Here is an 18,442-nt window from a genome sequence, read left to right on the forward strand (position 1 = left end):
CTTCTTAGAGAAACCTCGTACAATTAACTTTTTTTGAACCATTTCCGCTCATTGGTACGAGACAGCCATGTTTCACGTCCTTCCATGTTTTTCGGAAAACTGCCTACCCATCACTGAAATCAGCAGCGGTTGAGCCCGTTCTCGGTGTTTCGGTCAAATCGAACCAAGAATTGTTATTTTGCGATAATAGAAGGGGTTGTCGATGCTTGTCGAAGCGGGCGAAAAATGTCTGCTCTCCTTATATTGACAGTTTGACAATCTATAGACTATCATAAATCTTGTAGGTTGGAAAATTTAAAATATTCATTTGATATTTTGGTAGAAAAAACGAATGGTCACCACGTTTTTTGTAAGCGCTTAACTTCTATGTTTCCTCATGATCGCCGCACCATGGATGCTGCACCATTGTGTTTGTTTCCAATCGCAACACGAGAAGAAGGGGAAGGGGATATCGCCATGATCTATGAATTTAAGCTGCCTGATATTGGCGAAGGGCTGCATGAAGCGGAAATCATCCGCTGGCTCATTCGCGAAGGGGATGTGGTCAAGGCCGATCAGCCGATCGCTGAAATTCAAACGGATAAGGCGATGGTGGAAATGACGACGCCGGTCGCTGGCAAAGTGGTGGCGCTTGCCGGGCCGGAAGGGGCGACGGTGAAGGTTGGAGAGCCGTTGATTGTCGTGGAAACCGAGGCGGCGGTGGCGGCCGAAGCGGCGCCGACTGACCATTTGGCTCAGGAGCCTGCGTCTGCTGTTCATATAGAAGCCCCGCGCCCAACGGTGGTGCGCAAGCGGGCGATTGCCGCGCCCTCGGTGCGCAAGCGGGCGCGGGAGTTGGGCGTTCCGATCGACGAAGTGGAAGGAACGGGCGAAGGCGGCCGGGTGACGCTCGCCGACTTGGAGCGATATGTCCGCGAGCGGGAAGCAGTCGTGGCGGTGGCAGAGCTACGTGAAAGGAGCGGGGCCGCGGTTTTGCCAGTTGGGGGCACGGCGATAGAGCAAAAGGCGGACAAAGCCGCATGGACGTCCATCGCCAGCACGGAGCTTGTGGTTCCAGAAGAAGAGCGCATCCCGCTTCGCGGCTTGCGCAAAAAAATCGCCGAAAAAATGGTGAAATCGGCGTACACGGCGCCGCATGTGACCGGGATGGACGAGGTGGACGTGACGAAGCTCGTCGAGATCCGCAAAAACCTGGCCAGCGAGCTGGCCAAGGAGCAGATCAAGCTGACGTATTTGCCGTTTATTATTAAAGCGGTGACAAGGGCGCTGAAGCAATATCCGATGTTTAACGCTTCGCTCGATGAAGAGACGAATGAAATCGTCTTGAAAAAGCGCTATCACATCGGCATCGCGACGGCGACGAAAGCGGGGCTTGTCGTCCCTGTCATCCGCGACGCCGATCAAAAATCGATCCGCGAGCTCGCCGTTGAGATCGCCGAGCTGTCGGAAAAAGCGCACCGCCAGGCGCTTCGCCTTGACGAGCTGCAAGGAAGCACGTTTACGATCACGAGCACCGGCGCGGGCGGAGGGTGGTTTGCGACGCCGATCATCAACTATCCGGAAGTGGCGATTTTCGGAGCGCATGCGATCAAACGGCGCCCGGTTGTCGTCGGCGACGAAATTGTCATCCGCGATATGATGGGAATGTCGCTCACCTTTGACCACCGCGTCATTGACGGCGAGCCGGCCGGGCGGTTTATGCGGACGGTGGCCTACTATTTGGAACATCCGGAAGTGCTGCTTTTGGATGCGCGGTGAAGGGCGGGCCTTTGCCCCATGTTGGAAAAGGGCGAGATGGGAAAAGGAACGAGCCGCCTGTCAACTACCCCCACTTAGCTAACGCTTGAAGTGGGGGCTTGCAACTCCCCAGAAGTACAAGCGGACTTCGTCCTCCTTCCTTGACTTGGGGTTGCATCAGGGCAGGTTGACAACTACCCAACGACGCAGGTCATGCCTGCATCGTTACCGATTCTCTCGGTGTGTCTGTTGGCAGTACTTGGCTTCCACACACAACAGACGGATCTACGCTCGATGTTTTACGGTTACAACGTTTCCTGTAACCAACTCCATACATCGAGTAGCAGTTATTGGAGTGCCTTTATTAAACGGTTTTCTCCACGCCTTTATTATATCATACACAAAAGAAAAGGGGAACGCGCATTCCTCTCCCACTTACTCCCTTTGGTCGTTGAAGTGGGAGTCTCCTGCGCGAAATAGGATGAAAATACAAATGGGAGGGAAGCCCATGTTTGATCCGGACCAATTGTCGGTCGAGGTCGTGCAAATTTTGGACGAAAACGGAAACGGCGACGAGAGGCAGCTGGCGGCGTTTTCCGATGAATGGCTGCTTCGCGCCTATCGGGAAATGCGGCGGGCGCGCGTCATTGATGAGCGGCTGTTGCGCATGCAGCGGCAGGGGCGGATCGGGACCTACGCCCCGTTCAGCGGCCAAGAGGCGGCGCAAATCGGCAGCGCCCTTGCGCTTCATAAAGACGATTGGATTTTCCCGAGCTACCGCGAAGTGGCGGTATGCTTGATGCATGGCATGCCGCTTGAACAGTTTTTCCATTACGTGCAGGGCCGCCTGTCGGGAAAACGGATGCCGGATGGGGTGAATATTTTTCCGACGCAAATCATCATCGCTGCTCAGACGCTTCATGCGGTCGGCTGCGCGTGGGCGTCGAAATTGAAGGGCGAACCGCACGTATCGGTGGCGTATTTCGGCGACGGGGCGACGTCAGAGGGCGATTTTCATGAAGCGATGAATTTTGCCGCGGTGTACAACGTGCCGGTCATCTTTTTCTGCCAAAACAACCAATACGCCATCAGCGTCCCGTACCGGAAGCAGACGGCCAGCCGGACGATCGCGCAAAAGGCGCTTGCATACGGGATGAAAGGGGTGCTCGTTGACGGCAATGACGTGCTGGCGGTGTACGAAACGATGAAGCAGGCCGTCGAAGCCGCTCGCCGCGGCGAGGGGCCGATGTTGATCGAGGCGCTCACCTATCGGCTCGGGCCGCACACGACGGCGGATGACCCGACGAAATACCGCCGGCCGGAAGAAGTCGAGACATGGCGGGCGAAAGATCCGCTCCGCCGTCTGCGCCTGCTTTTGGAACGGCGCGGATTATGGACGGAAGCGCAGGAAGACGCGCTTGTCGCCCAAGTGAATGATGAAGTGACCGCGGCGTACGAGGCGGCCATCGCCAGCAAGTCCGGTTTGATTGTCGATGCATTCGATTGTGTGTACAGCGAGGCGCCCAAATTGCTGGCCGAGCAAAAAGACGAAGTGATGCGGCGCAAACAACGGAGCGGGGTGAGATAAATGGCGGAATTGACGATGATTGAAGCGATCAATGAAGCGATGCGCCAAGAGATGGAGCGCGATCCGCGCATCATCGTGCTGGGCGAAGATGTCGGCGAAAACGGCGGCGTCTTCCGGGCGACGGACGGGCTGCTTGCGCAGTTTGGCGAGGGGCGCGTGTTTGATACGCCGCTTGCGGAATCGGGCATTATCGGCACGTCTATTGGATTGGCGATCAACGGCATGCGCCCGATTGCCGAAATTCAGTTTCTCGGGTTTGTGTACCAGGCGATGGACCAGCTGGCGGCCCAGGCGGCGCGCATCCGCTTCCGCTCGGCCGGACGGTTTTCGTGCCCGATCGTCGTGCGCAGCCCGTACGGCGGCGGGGTGCGGACGCCGGAATTGCACTCCGATGCGTTGGAGGCGCTGTTTACCCATTCGCCGGGCTTAAAAGTCGTCATGCCGTCCAATCCGTACGATGCGAAAGGGCTGCTCATTTCCGCCATTCGCGATGAAGACCCGGTTCTGTTTCTGGAGCCGATGAAGCTGTATCGGGCGTTTCGCATGGAAGTGCCCGAAGAGCCGTACACGATTCCGCTCGGCCAAGCACGGGTTGTGAAAGAAGGAGACGATGTGACGATCATTGCTTGGGGGGCGACCGTGCCGCTTGCCGCCAAAGTCGCCGCCGAGATGGAAGCGAAAGGGGTCAGCGCGGAAGTCATCGACCTTCGCTGCCTTCAGCCGCTCGATATCGATGCCATCCTCGCCTCGGTCGAAAAAACGGGACGGGTGATGATCGTCCATGAAGCAGTGAAAACGGGCGGGTTTGGCGCCGAAGTGGCGGCCTTGATCAGCGAGCGGGCGCTGTTTTCTCTATCAGCTCCAATCGTGCGTATCGCCGGCTACGACACGCCGTATCCGGTGCCGTCGGTGGAGGATGATTGGCTGCCGAACGCCGAGCGGATTGCGGAAGGAATTGAAACGTTGCTCCGTTACTAAACGAACCATGCCATCCGGGTCGATCGATCCACCATCAGAGTGCGTCAAGAGAAAAGGCGGCGCATCGATGGGTGGCGCCGCTTGATCCGATCGGGTGAGGAGGAGAACGATGAACGTATACGAATCACTGCTTGAATTGATCGGCGACCGCGAGCGGGTGAGCATCAATGAAACGGTGCTCGAACACCACAGCAAAGGCATCGCCTACCATGCGCCGCATGCGCCAGATGTCGTCGTGTTTCCGAAAACAGCGGAGGAAGTGAGCCGGGTGATGGCGTTTGCCAACGAGCATCGCATTCCGGTCACGCCGTTTGGCGCCGGCACGAGCTTGGAAGGGCATGTCATTCCAGTTGCGGGCGGCATCAGTTTGGATTTGACGTTGATGAACAACATCATCGACATTCGCCCGGACGATTTTCTCGCCATCGTCGAGCCGGGAGTGACGCGGTTGCAACTGAATGAGGCGCTGAAGCGATATGGGTTGTTTTTCCCGGTCGATCCGGGTGCGGACGCGACGATCGGCGGCATGGCGGCGACGAACGCGAGCGGCACGAACTGCGTGAAATACGGCGTCATGCGCGATCAAGTGCTCGGATTAGAGGTGGTGCTCGCGGACGGTTCAGTCATTCAGACGGGAAGTTTGGCGGTGAAATCGTCGGCCGGCTATGACTTGACCGGCTTGTTCGTCGGATCGGAAGGGACGCTTGGCGTGTTCACCCGTCTTATTGTCCGCCTGCATGGCATTCCGGAGGCGACAACGGCCATCAAAGTGTGCTTTCCGTCGCTTGAGGCGGCAGCGCAAGCGGCGTTTGCCGTGCTGAAAGCGGGCGTCGGTCCGGGGAAAATCGAGCTCGTTGACGAGGCGACGATCGCGGCGGTCAATGCGTACAAAAAAACCGATTACCCGGTGAAACCGACGCTGTTTATTGAACTGAGCGGCAGCCCGTCAAGCGTCGAGGACGGAACAAAGCTTGTCAACGAATTGTGCGAAGGGGAGGGGGCGGTTTCATTTACGGTTGAAACCGACTCGCTCGCCCGCGCGAAGCTGTGGGAAGCGCGCCACCATGCGGCGTTTGCCATTCAAGCCGCCTATCCAGGCAAGGCGATGCTCTCCACCGACGTGTGCGTGCCGCTGTCCGAACTGCCCGGCGCCATCGCCGATACGCGTCGGCTTGTTGATGAGCAGAACATGACCGCCGCCATTTTCGGTCATGTCGGCGATGGCAACTACCATACCGTGCTTGCCTTTGATCCGAATGACGCCGAGGAGATGGCGCGGATCGAACGCGTGCACGCCCATATCGTCCGCTATGCCTTATCGCGCGGCGGCACATGCACGGGAGAGCACGGCATCGGCATTGGCAAACGGACGTTTTTGCGCGAGGAAAAAGGCGACGCCGTCGTTTGGATGAAACGGTTGAAACAGCTGTTTGACCCGAACGGCATTCTCAATCCGGGGAAAATCTTTTTGCCGTAACGCTTCGTCCGTATGGCGGTTCAACGGATGAAGGTAATAGCGATTTTCTCCCAACGATCACTAGGGAAAGACCGTCCTGCATGTGGAAAAGGGTGCTCCGAACGAATGGAGCACCTTTTTCTTCTTGTGTTTCCTGACCAGGAGTGAACTACCCCCACTTAATTTTCTAGCGAAAATTTGAAGTGGGGGCTTCCAAAGAAGTTTGACTGCTTCAAGCAATCCTTATTCTTTGAGGCGTGTCCACTTCGCCGCTAGAGCATAAGACACTCGAGACGTATAGGATTCTTCCTGTTTCAAGAATTCAATGCCGTAAAATTCACAAAGATATTCTAGTTTTTCTTTTATGTTACCGAGAGGAATATTGACAAAGTTTTGATTTGTCTTTTTTCCTAGATTCATATTGCGTTGTAATGTTTCCGCATAGCCAATGACAAGTTTGCCAATTTGATTTTCAATACAGTAGTTAATGATGTAACGGCAAGTCTTGTTGATATAATCATTCACTTTATTATTGCGATTCATAGCAAGCAACGCCTGTTTACGAGTCGTGCCTTTGATTTTTTGCTTATCTTTCATGCTTTGAAGTCTGGCATTTTCTTTGTTAAACCATTGATTTATACTTTTTAATCTCCGCCCATCAATGATGAATGATCTGCCGTCTGATGTGACACAAGTGGCAAGATTGTTTAATCCTAAATCAATGGCCAGTGCTTTTTGGTCATTTAATTCTCTTTGATCTTCAGGCATTTCATATTTGTACTGAATCTCAAAGAACCTGGCATGATGCTTAGGAATGATTTCAATCTGCTTAATCTTTTTGTCCAGCAACACAGGCGGAATCGTTATCGTGATAGGCTTGTGAGTCTTTTTAAATAGGCGAGAATACGGTATCGTGAATTTGTTGCCGTCTATACGAATCTGGCCAATGATCAGTGAATGAAAGCCATCTTTTTTAAGATATTTTGGAATACTGATAGCCTTGTGGTCATATTTTCCTTGTTTGGCAAGACTGATCAAACCAAAGAAAGATTTAAAGGCTTCATTGACCTTTTTTAAAATTTGCTGTGCCATGTTGCTGTTTAACAGCTTATAGTTTTCGTTAGTTTTTGCAAGATGATCGTTTTTCTCATAATTAAGAAATTCCTTGTGTTCAAAATAGTATTGTCTGACATTGTACAATCCGACGTTGTACATGTTCTTGGCAATATGGCACAGTTCTCGAAGAGTCAAGTATTCTTCTTTGGTCAAACCATTTAGCTGTTGTTTGATACAAAAATACATGTTTTCACCTCCCATCTAACTATATGATACTATATTTTACTGAATCTATCCTATTTTCAGCAAAATATAGTTAAGGCGATTCATCTCCCACTTACTCCGCTTCGCTTCGTTGAAGTGGGAGTCTTCTCGCCTAATTAAGATAAAAACGCCCCGCTATAAAGAAGAGGAATAAGCAAAACGGCAAGAATCGGAATGAGCACTTTCGGGCGGAAGATGATCGCCCACAATTCCTTGACCAACATGGAGATAGTTCCCTCCTTTTTGTACAAATGACCAATTTATTCATTTGGTCACATCTGACAAAAAAAAGACAGGATTATCTACTTGGACAATCCTTGCAAAAAATACAGCGTAAACAATTCAGCGATTTGCTCTTTTGCCAGCGGCTCATGATCTTTCTCCCAATCGACAATGAGGGCGATGTACATCTTGAGCATTAAAAACGCCGTTATTTCGGCATTGCACGGGCGGATTTCCCCTTTTTCCACCGCCGTCTCAATTTTTTGCCGGATAAACTCGACCATCGCCCGGTCGAGCTTGGTCAGCACTTCCTGCACCGCTGCCGTGCCGATGCTGCGCACTTCCTGAAGCAGTTTCGCGGTCAGCTGATGGCGCTGGCGGAATTCTAAAATGCGGTACAAGGCGCGATGGACGTTTTCGGAAAACGGCAACGACGGATCCATCGCCTGCTCGGCTTCTGCTTTGATTTCCGCGATCAAGGAAGAAACGATTTCATCAAGCAGCTCCTCTTTGCTTTTAAAAAACGTATAAATCGTTCCTTTGCCGACGTTGGCGAGCTTGGCGATCTGTTCCATCGTCGTCGCCTTATAACCGAAAGCCGCGAACGATTGGGACGCTGCTTCGATAATTTGCCGTTTACGGTCGCTTGCCATTGGCCTCATCCTTTAATTTGACTGAATGAACAATTTGGTCAATCCGTTTTTACCATATCATATTCTCGCCTCTAGCGTAAAGAGCAAAAATGATTACACCCTAAAAAAGCTTGGCCGCGGCGCCGCTGATTTCAAGGCAGTTTACACCTTCCACGCCCCAGCCCGGTGCTAATCGACCGCCAGCTAGGCCGCCGGCTAGCGGGCGCTGCTGTACGCCGCTTCCGCCGGCCGGTTTGGTTCCCCTTGCCGCAAATAGTCAAGCACATCGCGGACCGCCCTTTCCCCTTGGTCGATGCAATCAGGCAATCCGAGCCCCTCATAAGAACTGCCGGCTAAAAACACCCCTGGCAGATCGGACGCCATGTGCCGCTTAATCGCTGCCAGCCGTTCGCGATGCCCGACCGTATACTGCGGCATCGCCCGCTTCCATCGGGAAATGACGGCAAATTCCGGCTGGCCATCAATTTTCATCACTTTGTTTAAGTCATCAAGCACAATGCGGACGATCTCATCGTCCGGCTGATCAACGATGTCCTCGTCGCCCGGGCGTCCGACATAGCCGCGTAAAAGCGCTTTGCCGGGCGGCGTCGTATGCGGCCACTTTTTATGCGTCCACGTGCACGCCGTCATCGTGTAATCGCTGCGGCGCGAGACGACAAACCCGGTGCCATCGATATCTTGGCGGATCGCTTTCTCCGGAAAAGCAAGCGCCACCGTCGCCACCGATGTCAGCGGCACCGACCGGAACGGGGCAAAAAACGGATAATCAGCGAGCATGTCCGGCACAATGTGGTGCGGCGTGGTGATGATGACGCTGTCCGCCTCCCACGTTTGACCGGTGCTCAATTGCAGCCGGTACGCTGAACCGGTGCGGGTGATCCGCTCAATGCGCGTCCCTTTGATGACACTGCCCGGTTCAAGCCGCTTTTCCACTTCTTCAACCAGCGACTGCAAGCCTGTTTTTAACGTCTGAAACGCCCCTTTTCGCTCTTTCTGTTCTTTTGGCGTCGTCCGTTTCGCTCCGCGAACGAGACTTCCGTATTTCTGTTCAAGCTGGAAAAACTGGGGAAACGTCGCCATTAAACTCATTTCATCGATGTCGCCAGCGTAAATGCCAGACAGCAGTGGTTCAATCAAATTGTCCACCACTTCATCGCCCAAACGGCGGCGGAAAAAGCGGCCGAGCGGCATGTCGCCGTCTGCTTTCACCGGCGGCAGCACGAAATCGAGCGCCGCCCGCAGCTTGCCGGCCGGAGAAAACAGCCCGGTCGTTAAAAACGGGGCGATGCGCGTCGGAATGCCCATCACCGCTCCACCTGGGATCGGATATAATTTGCCGTTGACTAAAATGTATGATTTCCCAGTCGCATTATGGACGATTTCATGCTCCAGGCCGACTTCCTTTACGAGGCGGAACGCGCTCGTTTTCCGCGCCAAAAAAGAGTCCGGCCCGCGCTCAATGACATAGCCGTTGCGCATGACCGTCTGCACTTTTCCGCCGAGCCGGTGCGTTGCTTCGACAAGCTTGCACGTCAGCGGCAGACGCTGTTCTTTGATCGCTTTTTGCAAGTAGTAGGCGGCAGTGAGACCCGTAATGCCGCCGCCGATAATGACAACGGTCCGTTGCCCTTCATTCATGCTTATCGCCTTCTTTTGCGAGCCGCTTTAACACGACCGTCGCCAATGCATCAATAAACAGCGGATCGGTGTTCGGCATTTCCGGCCGGTAATAGCGGGCGCCAATTTCTTCAGTCACTTGCTTACATTCAATGTCATTGTCATATAACACTTCCAAATGATCAGCGACAAAACCGACCGGCGCATAAACAAACGATGTATAGCCGCACTCATCGTGCAACTGGCGCGTCAAGTCTTGCACATCCGGGCCCAGCCAAGGTTCTGGTGTATTTCCAGCACTTTGCCAGCCGACGGCGTAATGGGCAACTCCAGCTTGCTCGGCGATGCGCTTTGCCGTGTCTTCAAGTTGCGCCGGATATGGATCGCCGGCTTGAATGATTTTTTCCGGCAGGCTATGGGCTGATACGATGAGCACAGCCCGCTCCCGCTCACGCTCCGGCATGGCGGCAAAAACGGCTTTCACTTTTTCCGACCAATAATGCAAAAATTTCGGCTCGTCATACCATTGGTCAATCGTATAAATAACCGGGCCGCCAAGCTTTTCCGCCGCCGCTTTCGCCCGCTCGTTGTATGAACGGATGCTGAATGTGGAATAATGAGGCGCTAAAACAATCGCCACCGCCTCTTTCACACCGTCGGCATGCATGCGTTCAACCGCATCCTCGATCAATGGCTCGATATGCTTCAGCCCTAAATACATGCGAAACTCGACTTCCTCTTGCACTTCGTTCAGCCGCGCCTCGAGCTGTGTCGCCTGCGCTTCCGTAATTTTAGCGAGCGGGGACAGCCCGCCAATCGCCCGATAGCGCGCTTTTAAGTCGTCAATTTGCTCTTGCGGCGGCTTCCGTCCGTGGCGAATATGCGTGTAATACCGTTCGATATCGTCTTCTTTATACGGGGTTCCATACGCCATGACAAGCAGTCCAACCGTTTGTTTCGCCATTGTGCTGCACCTCTTTTAGTTCGTGGAAGTATAGTCGTGGATAAAGGCAGTCAGCCGCTTCAATGTCGCCGGCTGGACGTCCGGGAAAATGCCGTGGCCCAAGTTGAAAATATAGCCCGGCTGCTCCATCCCCTCGTCCAAAATGCGCTTCACCCGCTCTTCGATCACATCCCACGGCGCGAGCAGCACCGCTGGATCCAAGTTGCCCTGGATCGCCTTTGTAATGCCTTGGCGGCGCGCCTCACGAATCGACAGCCGCCAATCAAGGCCGATGACATCAAGCGGCAAGTCGTTCCACTCGCGCGCCAAATGGCTCGCACCGACGCCAAACATGATGAGCGGCGCTCCTTCCTCGCGCAAGGCGGCAAAAATGCGCGCCATCGCCGGCTTAATAAACGTCCGATAATCATCCGCATTGACAGCGCCAACCCAAGAATCAAAAATTTGCACCGCCCTTGCCCCTGCTTGAATTTGCGCTTTCACATAGCGGATCGTCATTTCGGCAAGCTTGTCCATTAAGGCAAACCATGCTTTCGGTTCAGCGTACATAAATGCCTTTGTTTTATGATAGTTTTTGGACGGACCGCCTTCAATCATGTAGCTGGCCAGCGTAAACGGCGCGCCGGCAAAGCCGATGAGCGGCACATCAAGCTGTTCGTTGACAAGCAGCCGGATCGTCTCGAGCACGTACGGCACATCGTGTTCCGGATCGATCTCTCCAAGCCGCTCAACATCATGAAGCGAGCGGATCGGGTTGGCGATCACCGGCCCGACGCCGCCGCGAATTTCCACATCCACGCCGATCGCCGGCAGCGGCGTCATAATGTCTTTATATAAAATGGCAGCATCCACGCCATATTGCTCCACCGGAAGCCTGGTGACATAAGCGCAAAGCTCCGGCTGATGCGTAATCTCGAATAATGAATATTTCTCCTTCAGTGCCCGGTATTCCGGCTGCGACCGTCCGGCCTGCCTCATATACCATACCGGCACATAGGCCGTTTTTTCGCCGCGGCAGGCGCGCAAAAACGTATCGTTCATTCGTCTTGTCATCTCCATCCGCCTTTCTTTCATCCAGTCCAATCAACCGTTCCTCTATTTTTTGCCCATTCACATTGCTTATCTCTTTTTCACTATACCGCTTTCGATGCCCAATGTATAGAGAAGGAAACGAACTGTCAAAAAATCGACCGATTTTTCAACCCATACCTATTATAACAAAAAAGCCGTCCCGACCGCACGGGACAGCTTTTTTGTTAGATGAGAAACATGGCGACAACGGTCGTGACCGCCAAGCCGACGGCGACCGGAATTAAGTTGCGGCGCGCCAATTCAAACGGGTCGACTCCGCAAATCGCGGCCGCTGGAATGAGCGCCCATGGAACGAGCGTGCCTCCGCCGACCCAAATGGCAGCGATCTGACCAAGCGCCGTTAACGTGGCGGCTCCGCCGCCAATGGCGACCGCAAACAAATGGGCAACCGAACCGGCAAGCGAGATGCCGGAAAACCCGGAGCCGTCAAGGCCGGTAATCGCCCCGACGATGGTGAGCGTCACCGCCCCGATTTCGTTGTTCAGCGGCACCGCATGGGCTAAGGCGACCCCTAAATCATTGACAATGCCTTGGGATGCCTGCGGCAAATAGTCGCCGATAATTTTCACGAATCCGGCATCGCCAAGATAGAAAAAGGCGGCAATCGGAATGACGGGGCCGAATACTTTAAACCCAAACTGGAATCCTTCAATAAAGTAGTTGGTCACTTCCGCAAAGCTTTCTTGCCGGTGGGCTAAAACAGAAATAAGGATCAAGATAAAAATCGCGGTTCCGCCGACTAAGGCTGTCGCCTCGCCGCCTTGCAAACGCAAATAAAACATCGCGATGACGTCAAGGGCAAACAGCACCGGAATCAACAGCGCCAGCCATTTTTTCGTCGGCTCGGCCAACAGCCCTCCCGTTTTCTCGAGCGCCGCATCAGTGGCAGCGGCGATTTCTGCATCCCCGCTCGTCAAGCGCCCTTGCTTCATATCGCGGCGCAGCAAATAAAACGCCGTGACGGTCGTGACCACCCCCATGACAAAAACGAGCGGCACGCTGGCAGCAATCACTTCGCCAACCGGCAATCCGGCCGCATCAGCGGTCAGTTTCGGCGCTCCTTGAATGATAAAATCACCAGAAAGGGCGATGCCATGTCCGAACAAGTTCATCGCCATTGCTACTCCTAGCGCCGGCAACCCGACGCGAACCGCCGCCGGCAACAGCACCGCCCCCATAAGGGCAACGGCCGGAGACGGCCAGAAAAACCAAGAAATCACCATCATCAAAATCCCGATCGTCCAATACGCCCAGGCCGGCGTCCGGATAAAACGGACAAACGGCGACACCATCACATCATTGATCCCCGTCGCTGACAACACTTTGCTCATCGCGACAATAATCGAGATGACTAAAATCGTTGGCAGCAATTCGGTAATGGCGTAAATAAAGCTGTTAAACACCCCGCTGACTGCCGCGCTCAGTGAATGGGTGGCGACCGCCGCCAACAAAAAAATGCCGGCAATGCAAACGAGCGATGTATCTTTGCGGACGACCATAAACCCGATAATGAGCATGATAAACAGCAAGTAAATCCAGTGCAGCGCCACAAGCTCTACGCCCATAAACCAATCCCCTTTCTCTCCAACTTCCAGCCCGGCCTGCCGGACGTGCGCCTAGGCCGGTGTACTACAGCATATGAAGCCGGAACAGAGGTGTGAGAACAAAGTGCGAGCGACACGGGAAAGCGCAGTGCCAGAACAGAGATGTGAGCAAGGGGCACAAACGGAAAGGTGAACGTAGACAAAGATGGGGGAGCTGCCAGGCATTTTCGCCAAAAACAAAAAAAGCCGGCGTCAACGCCAAAACAGCATCAACGCTCGGCTTTGTGCCCGCGCCGCGGGCGGACGTACCGTCTGGCCGTCCAAACGCCCCAACCGATCCCCCCCACCCATGTGGCGAGCCATAGAGGGCGCGGAGAAACGGCAGCCAGCACAAGGTGAAATACCGTATTTTGCCCGGCGAGTAAAATGGAGAGCAACCGAACAGCAGCGCCAGCCGGCTGCGTCTGCGGCAGCGGGTACAGCTGCGTCCAAAGCGAATAGCGATGGCGGGAAGGCAGCGCCGCCAGCTGAACAGCGGTCGCATAAAGAAACAAAAACACAATGGCTGCTTGTACGTATTCATGGTCGATCACAGCAAGCAGCACGCTCCCAATCGCTGTCAGGCGGATGTACAGCCCGGCATACCCGCCGGCGCGCAGAAACGTGCGCGCGTATAAGTAAAAAAAGACGTTTCGTTGTCCGTATGGGATGAGACGAAGCAGCGGGTCAAGCCAACGGCGCTGTCTCGCTTCCTCCCGCCATTCTGGAACATCGGTGAACAAATTTGCCAATCGGTAAAATGCCCGTAGTGCGCGCTGCTCTTCGGCAATGAGCCGCTCCCACTTCCATGTTTTTCCTTTTGCGAAGCGTGACAGACAAACCGAAAGAGCCGCGATCAGTGCAATGATCGTCGCGGAAAACAGCCACGGCGCCGCCGCCAGCCAAAAATAAACGGCTAATGCCGCCAGCCCGAAGCGGGCGAGCGCGCTCTGACGATGAAAAGACGGCTCAGCGATGTAACTCCCTTTCCAAGCAGCCCATAAATTCCAAAGCTTCAAGGCGATGAGGCCAAGCAAAAAAAGCGGCCACGGCACCGGGGAAAACCGGGAATGGAGCGGTCCGGCCAACAATAGCAACAAACAGAGGCCGTATGCGTGCCACATGGCCGAGAAGAGGAATGCCCGGCGAATATACGGGTGCAGCTGCCATTCAGCGGCCAGCAAAAACACCGTATCCGCCTCGCGAAACAATGTGCGCACCGTCCCGGATGCAGCCGCCCAGCCGAATATCACCGCAGCAATGGCCGGGTATGGAAACGAGCCGGGAAGCGTCTCGACCCAGCGCTCGTACATGACCGCGATGCCGCCAAGAACAATGATTAAGCCGACGAGCAAATGATCATTCAGCATATAGCGCAAATAGCGAAGCCTCTTTTTCCCTTCGTCTTGAAGGCGCTGCTGCCAAAGCTTACGCGCATCGATCATGGCGCATCGTCCTTTGTCAATTCGATATATACTTCATCGAGCGTCGCAGCTTTCAGCCCGAACTGGCGGCGAATGTCATCAAGCGTTCCTTTCGCTTTGACGCGCCCTTGATGCAAAATGATGAACGAATCGCAATACCGCTCCGCTGTCGCCAAAATATGGGTCGACAGCAAAATGCCTGCCCCCTTCGCCTTTTGTTCATTCATCCGCTCAAGCAATGCATGGATGGCGAGCGGATCAAGGCCGAGAAACGGCTCATCGATAATATAAAGCGGCGGTTCAAGCAAAAAGGCGCAAACGATCATCACTTTTTGTTTCATCCCTTTGGAAAAATGCGCCGGAAAGGAGGAAAGCCGCCGCTCTAACCGAAATTCGCTAAGCAGCGGCGGAACGCGGCGCTCATACTCCTCCTCGCTCAGCCCGTACGCCATCGCCGCCAGACGCAAATGCTCCTCAAGCGTCAATTCCTCATACAGTACCGGCGTTTCCGGAATAAAGGCAAACTGCTTCCGGTACGTTTCCGGCTCCGCCGCAAGCGTATGTCCGTTGACTGAAACCGTGCCTCGGCGCGGCTCCATCAGGCCGATAATATGTTTGATCGTCGTGCTTTTGCCAGCTCCATTTAAACCGATCAACGCGACCATTTCGCCGCGTTCAACTGAAAACGTCACATCTTCAAGCACGTTTTGTGCGGTATACCCCCCGTATAAGTGTTCCACGCGCAAAAGCGTCATCGTCCGCTTCCTTTCCGTTCTCGAATCACTTTTGTCCCCATTGTACCAAAGAACGGCTGCCTTTACCAAAAAAGTTCTTTTCGTCGTCCTGCATAAATGCGCTGATCCCGGGCATGATAAATAGCGAAGAGGGGATGGGGAATCACCAAGCAAAGGCTGATGAACGATCCATCTGAAATGGGGTGTTCGTCAAAGACACCATTGTGAGCTGCAAGACGTTGTAACCGTTCATGAACAAAGGCCATCTATCTGTTGCTGGGAAGCAACGAACCTGTCCAAAAGGGGATGGTCGCGTTGAACAAAGGAAGCGCTCACGTCTAAACGACTTTGTCGCAAATGGGGTGTTCATCAAACGCACATTTGATGTTGAATGATTCTCTCCCCTTTTCACCGGCCGGGATGTAACCGTTTTACGGGATTACATCCCGGTTTTTTTATGGTAAAATGAAGAAAACGAAAAGAAAGGGTGACCGTTTCGGTGAACGATTGCATTTTTTGCAAAATTATTGACGGCGAGCTGCCGGCGGCAAAAGTATATGAAGACGAGCACGTACTCGCCTTTTTGGACATCAGCCAAGTGACGAAAGGGCACACACTTGTCATCCCGAAAGTACATACCGAAAACGTTTTTACCCTCACGCCGGATGTAGCCAGCCAGCTGTTTCGCGTCGTGCCAATGATCGCCAACGCACTGAATAAAGCATTCTCGCCAGCCGGGCTCAATTTGCTGAACAACAACGGCAAACCGGCCGGGCAAACGGTGTTCCATTACCACCTTCACCTTATTCCGCGCTACGGCAAAGGCGACGGGTTTGGCGCCGTTTGGAAATCGCACGCAAGCGACTATACCCCTGCCGACTTGCAGGCGATTGCCGCCACCATCCGCAAGCAGCTCAACTAAAAACCGGAAGCAGGATTGCCTGCTTCCGGTTTTTTACTGTTGCCCGAGCACATCTTGCAAATCTTTGTCCTTGATCTTGACATCAGCATCTTTCACGAGCTCGTCCACTTTCGACTGCATCGCCGCCGGGTCGAGTTTGCTCCGTTTCACTTCAAACGTAATTTCATCTTTCATTTCGTTAAACGATTTTTTCTTTTCCTTATCCGTCACCTTGATGATATGGTAACCGTAATCCGTTTTGATCGGATCGCTTACTTCACCGACTTTCAGCTTATAGGCGGCATCTTCAAACTCTTTGACCATTTTCCCCGGACCGAACCAGCCTAAATCACCGCCGTTCGATGCCGAACCAGGATCTTGTGAATACTCTTTCGCCAGCTTGGCGAAGTCCTCGCCTTTGTCGAGCTTCGCTTTCACTTCTTTTGCCGTTTTTTCATCTTTCACTAAAATATGGCTGGCACGAACTTTCGGCTTGTAGTTGTCATAATACTCTTTCAGCTCTTTATCCGTCACTTTAATGTCCTCAATCGCCGCTTTCGTCCGCAACAAGTCGAGCTTGATCATCTCGCGGATCACTTTTTCCCCGTTTTGTTGTACGGCCAAGTCGTACTGTGTGCCGTACGCCTCCTTAATCCGCTCGATTTCGCGGTCGATCTCTTCATCAGTCACCTTGTATTTTTTGCTTAACACTTTTTCGTCGATCAAGTCGCGAAGCACCGTTTTACCGACGCGCTCTTTCATCTCATGATAAAATTCATCCTTCGTAATATCGCCGCTTTTTGTCTCGACAATTGCTTCTGAATCGCCGTTATTGCAGGCCGACAAAGCCATCAGCGAAACAACGGCGGCAGCCATCATCCATTTTTTCATCCGCTTCACAACTCCTACCCACGTCTTTTTTCGTTTTCCCTTTCCGGCGCTGCCGGCCATTGATATTCCGGCACCAGGGTTTCAGATCCGTTCCACCCCAGGCGACGCCTTATGCACTTGCGGCGGCATCGCGAAACAAAACGCCGAGCCGCCTAAACCACGACAATAACTATATCACATTTGCGGCAAAAAAAAAACCTCTTTCCGTTTTAGTCATCCGCCCACCACATGTACGCTTGCCATACATATGATGGGGATGAAGCACCGCAGCGGGCTTCTCCTTGCCGAAAGGGGGTGTTACGATGAGCGCACCTTATGCCGGAGGCTTTGCGTTAATTGTCGTGCTGTTTATTTTGCTAATCATTGTCGGCTGTGCTTGCGTCATCTACTAAACGAAAGAGGGTGTTCCCGCGCTGGGAGCACCCTCTTCCTTCATCATCCTCATCTTCGCCTGTGAGCGGAGCAGGCAGCTTTTTATGTAAATAACACTTCAAAATAGGAAGAAATTAGTGAACTACCCCCACTTAATTTTCTAGCGAAAATTTGAAGTGGGGGCTTCCAAAGAAGTTTGACTGCTTCAAGCAATCCTTATTCTTTGAGGCGTGTCCACTTCGCCGCTAGAGCATAAGACACTCAGGTCTACAGCTTTACTTTTCTTTAAAATGTTTAATGCGCCATTGGTCATATTTTCCTTGTTTGGCAAGACTGATCAAACCAAAGAAAGATTTAAAGGCTTCATTGACCTTTTTTAAAATTTGCTGTGCCATGTTGCTGTTTAACAGCTTATAGTTTTCGTTAGTTTTTGCAAGATGATCGTTTTTCTCATAATTAAGAAATTCCTTGTGTTCAAAATAGTATTGTCTGACATTGTACAATCCGACGTTGTACATGTTCTTGGCAATATGGCACAGTTCTCGAAGAGTCAAGTATTCTTCTTTGGTCAAACCATTTAGCTGTTGTTTGATACAAAAATACATGTTTTCACCTCCCATCTAACTATATGATACTATATTTTACTGAATCTATCCTATTTTCAGCAAAATATAGTTAAGGCGATTCATCTCCCACTTACTCCGCTTCGCTTCGTCGAAGTGGGAGTCTTCTCGCCTAATTAAGATAAAATCGTAATAAGTACATTGATCGTGCGAAAAACGGCCGGCTGTTGCTCCTCCGGAATATCACGCTGTGCACAAAGCGAGTGGGTGAGCTGGTTCACCAAAAACAAGACCGTAACCGCCAGAGGGATAAAATAAAGCGCCAAAGCCGTTCCCCTCCTCCCCAT

15 protein-coding genes and 2 pseudogenes are annotated in these 18,442 nt (G+C 52.9%); 6 read left to right on the forward strand and 11 right to left on the reverse strand.

What is annotated here, in order from left to right; translation table 11 throughout:
* Nucleotides 1-456 precede the first annotated feature (456 nt).
* The 4 genes from B9L21_RS12740 to B9L21_RS12755 all read left to right on the forward strand — a co-directional run bounded on the left by B9L21_RS12740 (nucleotide 457) and on the right by B9L21_RS12755 (nucleotide 5,780).
* Nucleotides 457-1,758, forward strand: a complete 1,302-nt coding sequence (locus B9L21_RS12740; RefSeq protein WP_063164668.1) for a dihydrolipoamide acetyltransferase family protein — start codon at nucleotides 457-459, stop codon at nucleotides 1,756-1,758.
* 487 nt (nucleotides 1,759-2,245) lie between these two features.
* The gene (pdhA, locus tag B9L21_RS12745; RefSeq protein WP_063164669.1) at nucleotides 2,246-3,325 is read left to right on the forward strand and encodes a pyruvate dehydrogenase (acetyl-transferring) E1 component subunit alpha; all 1,080 of its coding nucleotides are present in this window, start codon (nucleotides 2,246-2,248) and stop codon (nucleotides 3,323-3,325) included.
* Complete coding sequence (locus tag B9L21_RS12750) at nucleotides 3,326-4,303, forward strand: alpha-ketoacid dehydrogenase subunit beta (protein ID WP_063164670.1); 978 nt, start codon at nucleotides 3,326-3,328, stop codon at nucleotides 4,301-4,303.
* A 109-nt stretch (nucleotides 4,304-4,412) separates the two neighbouring features.
* On the forward strand, nucleotides 4,413-5,780 hold the full coding sequence (locus B9L21_RS12755; protein WP_063164671.1) for an FAD-binding oxidoreductase: 1,368 nt from the start codon (nucleotides 4,413-4,415) through the stop codon (nucleotides 5,778-5,780).
* 258 nt (nucleotides 5,781-6,038) lie between these two features.
* Here the strand turns inward: B9L21_RS12755 and B9L21_RS12760 are convergent.
* From B9L21_RS12760 to B9L21_RS12795, 8 genes and pseudogenes are all read right to left on the reverse strand, one after another.
* Nucleotides 6,039-7,061, reverse strand: a pseudogene (locus B9L21_RS12760) (RNA-guided endonuclease InsQ/TnpB family protein); the annotation flags it as partial.
* Nucleotides 7,062-7,381: 320 nt separating this feature from the next.
* Nucleotides 7,382-7,954, reverse strand: a complete 573-nt coding sequence (locus B9L21_RS12765) for a TetR/AcrR family transcriptional regulator (RefSeq protein ID WP_063166645.1) — start codon at nucleotides 7,952-7,954, stop codon at nucleotides 7,382-7,384.
* 195 nt (nucleotides 7,955-8,149) lie between these two features.
* Complete coding sequence (gene hemY, locus B9L21_RS12770) at nucleotides 8,150-9,592, reverse strand: protoporphyrinogen oxidase (RefSeq protein ID WP_063166646.1); 1,443 nt, start codon at nucleotides 9,590-9,592, stop codon at nucleotides 8,150-8,152.
* A complete protein-coding gene (hemH, locus tag B9L21_RS12775; RefSeq protein ID WP_063166647.1) occupies nucleotides 9,585-10,535 on the reverse strand; it encodes a ferrochelatase in 951 nt (316 codons plus the stop codon). The genes hemY and hemH overlap by 8 nt, the downstream gene beginning before the upstream one ends.
* Before the next feature lie 15 nt (nucleotides 10,536-10,550).
* Complete coding sequence (hemE, locus tag B9L21_RS12780) at nucleotides 10,551-11,588, reverse strand: uroporphyrinogen decarboxylase (protein ID WP_063166648.1); 1,038 nt, start codon at nucleotides 11,586-11,588, stop codon at nucleotides 10,551-10,553.
* Between the two features lie 203 nt (nucleotides 11,589-11,791).
* The gene (locus B9L21_RS12785) at nucleotides 11,792-13,192 is read right to left on the reverse strand and encodes a hypothetical protein (RefSeq protein ID WP_063166649.1); all 1,401 of its coding nucleotides are present in this window, start codon (nucleotides 13,190-13,192) and stop codon (nucleotides 11,792-11,794) included.
* Between the two features lie 248 nt (nucleotides 13,193-13,440).
* Nucleotides 13,441-14,655: an ABC transporter permease gene (locus tag B9L21_RS12790; RefSeq protein WP_063166650.1), complete on the reverse strand. Its 1,215-nt coding sequence runs from the start codon at nucleotides 14,653-14,655 to the stop codon at nucleotides 13,441-13,443.
* On the reverse strand, nucleotides 14,652-15,389 hold the full coding sequence (locus B9L21_RS12795; protein WP_063166651.1) for an ABC transporter ATP-binding protein: 738 nt from the start codon (nucleotides 15,387-15,389) through the stop codon (nucleotides 14,652-14,654). Before B9L21_RS12795 ends, B9L21_RS12790 begins: the two co-directional genes overlap by 4 nt.
* A 478-nt stretch (nucleotides 15,390-15,867) precedes the next feature.
* Here B9L21_RS12795 and B9L21_RS12800 point away from each other — a divergent pair, with 478 nt between their 5' ends.
* Entirely contained in the window at nucleotides 15,868-16,290 is a 423-nt protein-coding gene (locus B9L21_RS12800; RefSeq protein ID WP_063166652.1) for an HIT family protein, read from the forward strand.
* Between the two features lie 33 nt (nucleotides 16,291-16,323).
* Here the strand turns inward: B9L21_RS12800 and B9L21_RS12805 are convergent, their stop codons facing one another.
* Entirely contained in the window at nucleotides 16,324-17,160 is an 837-nt protein-coding gene (locus B9L21_RS12805) for a peptidylprolyl isomerase (protein WP_063167411.1), read from the reverse strand.
* A 302-nt stretch (nucleotides 17,161-17,462) separates the two neighbouring features.
* On the opposite strand from B9L21_RS12805, the gene B9L21_RS12810 reads away from it, so the two are divergent.
* The gene (locus tag B9L21_RS12810) at nucleotides 17,463-17,552 is read left to right on the forward strand and encodes a YjcZ family sporulation protein (protein WP_020958800.1); all 90 of its coding nucleotides are present in this window, start codon (nucleotides 17,463-17,465) and stop codon (nucleotides 17,550-17,552) included.
* 288 nt (nucleotides 17,553-17,840) lie between these two features.
* Here B9L21_RS12810 and B9L21_RS12820 read toward each other — a convergent pair.
* Nucleotides 17,841-18,137: pseudogene (locus B9L21_RS12820) on the reverse strand (RNA-guided endonuclease TnpB family protein); the annotation flags it as partial.
* Nucleotides 18,138-18,271: 134 nt separating this feature from the next.
* A complete protein-coding gene (locus tag B9L21_RS17730; RefSeq protein WP_168157891.1) occupies nucleotides 18,272-18,421 on the reverse strand; it encodes a hypothetical protein in 150 nt (49 codons plus the stop codon).
* Nucleotides 18,422-18,442 lie beyond the last annotated feature (21 nt).

The sequence above is a fragment of the Geobacillus uzenensis genome, assembly GCF_002217665.1.
GTDB lineage: Bacteria > Bacillota > Bacilli > Bacillales > Anoxybacillaceae > Geobacillus > Geobacillus subterraneus.

Bases quoted from the DNA above. Each gene is read 5' to 3' on its own strand.
- B9L21_RS12740 (WP_063164668.1), top strand. From the start codon at position 457: ATGATCTATGAATTTAAGCTGCCTGATATTGGCGAAGGGCTGCATGAA.
- pdhA (WP_063164669.1), top strand. From the start codon at position 2,246: ATGTTTGATCCGGACCAATTGTCGGTCGAGGTCGTGCAAATTTTGGAC.
- B9L21_RS12750 (WP_063164670.1), top strand. From the start codon at position 3,326: ATGGCGGAATTGACGATGATTGAAGCGATCAATGAAGCGATGCGCCAA.
- B9L21_RS12755 (WP_063164671.1), top strand. From the start codon at position 4,413: ATGAACGTATACGAATCACTGCTTGAATTGATCGGCGACCGCGAGCGG.
- B9L21_RS12765 (WP_063166645.1), bottom strand. From the start codon at position 7,954: ATGGCAAGCGACCGTAAACGGCAAATTATCGAAGCAGCGTCCCAATCG.
- hemY (WP_063166646.1), bottom strand. From the start codon at position 9,592: ATGAATGAAGGGCAACGGACCGTTGTCATTATCGGCGGCGGCATTACG.
- hemH (WP_063166647.1), bottom strand. From the start codon at position 10,535: ATGGCGAAACAAACGGTTGGACTGCTTGTCATGGCGTATGGAACCCCG.
- hemE (WP_063166648.1), bottom strand. From the start codon at position 11,588: ATGACAAGACGAATGAACGATACGTTTTTGCGCGCCTGCCGCGGCGAA.
- B9L21_RS12785 (WP_063166649.1), bottom strand. From the start codon at position 13,192: ATGGGCGTAGAGCTTGTGGCGCTGCACTGGATTTACTTGCTGTTTATC.
- B9L21_RS12790 (WP_063166650.1), bottom strand. From the start codon at position 14,655: ATGATCGATGCGCGTAAGCTTTGGCAGCAGCGCCTTCAAGACGAAGGG.
- B9L21_RS12795 (WP_063166651.1), bottom strand. From the start codon at position 15,389: ATGACGCTTTTGCGCGTGGAACACTTATACGGGGGGTATACCGCACAA.
- B9L21_RS12805 (WP_063167411.1), bottom strand. From the start codon at position 17,160: ATGAAAAAATGGATGATGGCTGCCGCCGTTGTTTCGCTGATGGCTTTG.
- B9L21_RS12810 (WP_020958800.1), top strand. From the start codon at position 17,463: ATGAGCGCACCTTATGCCGGAGGCTTTGCGTTAATTGTCGTGCTGTTT.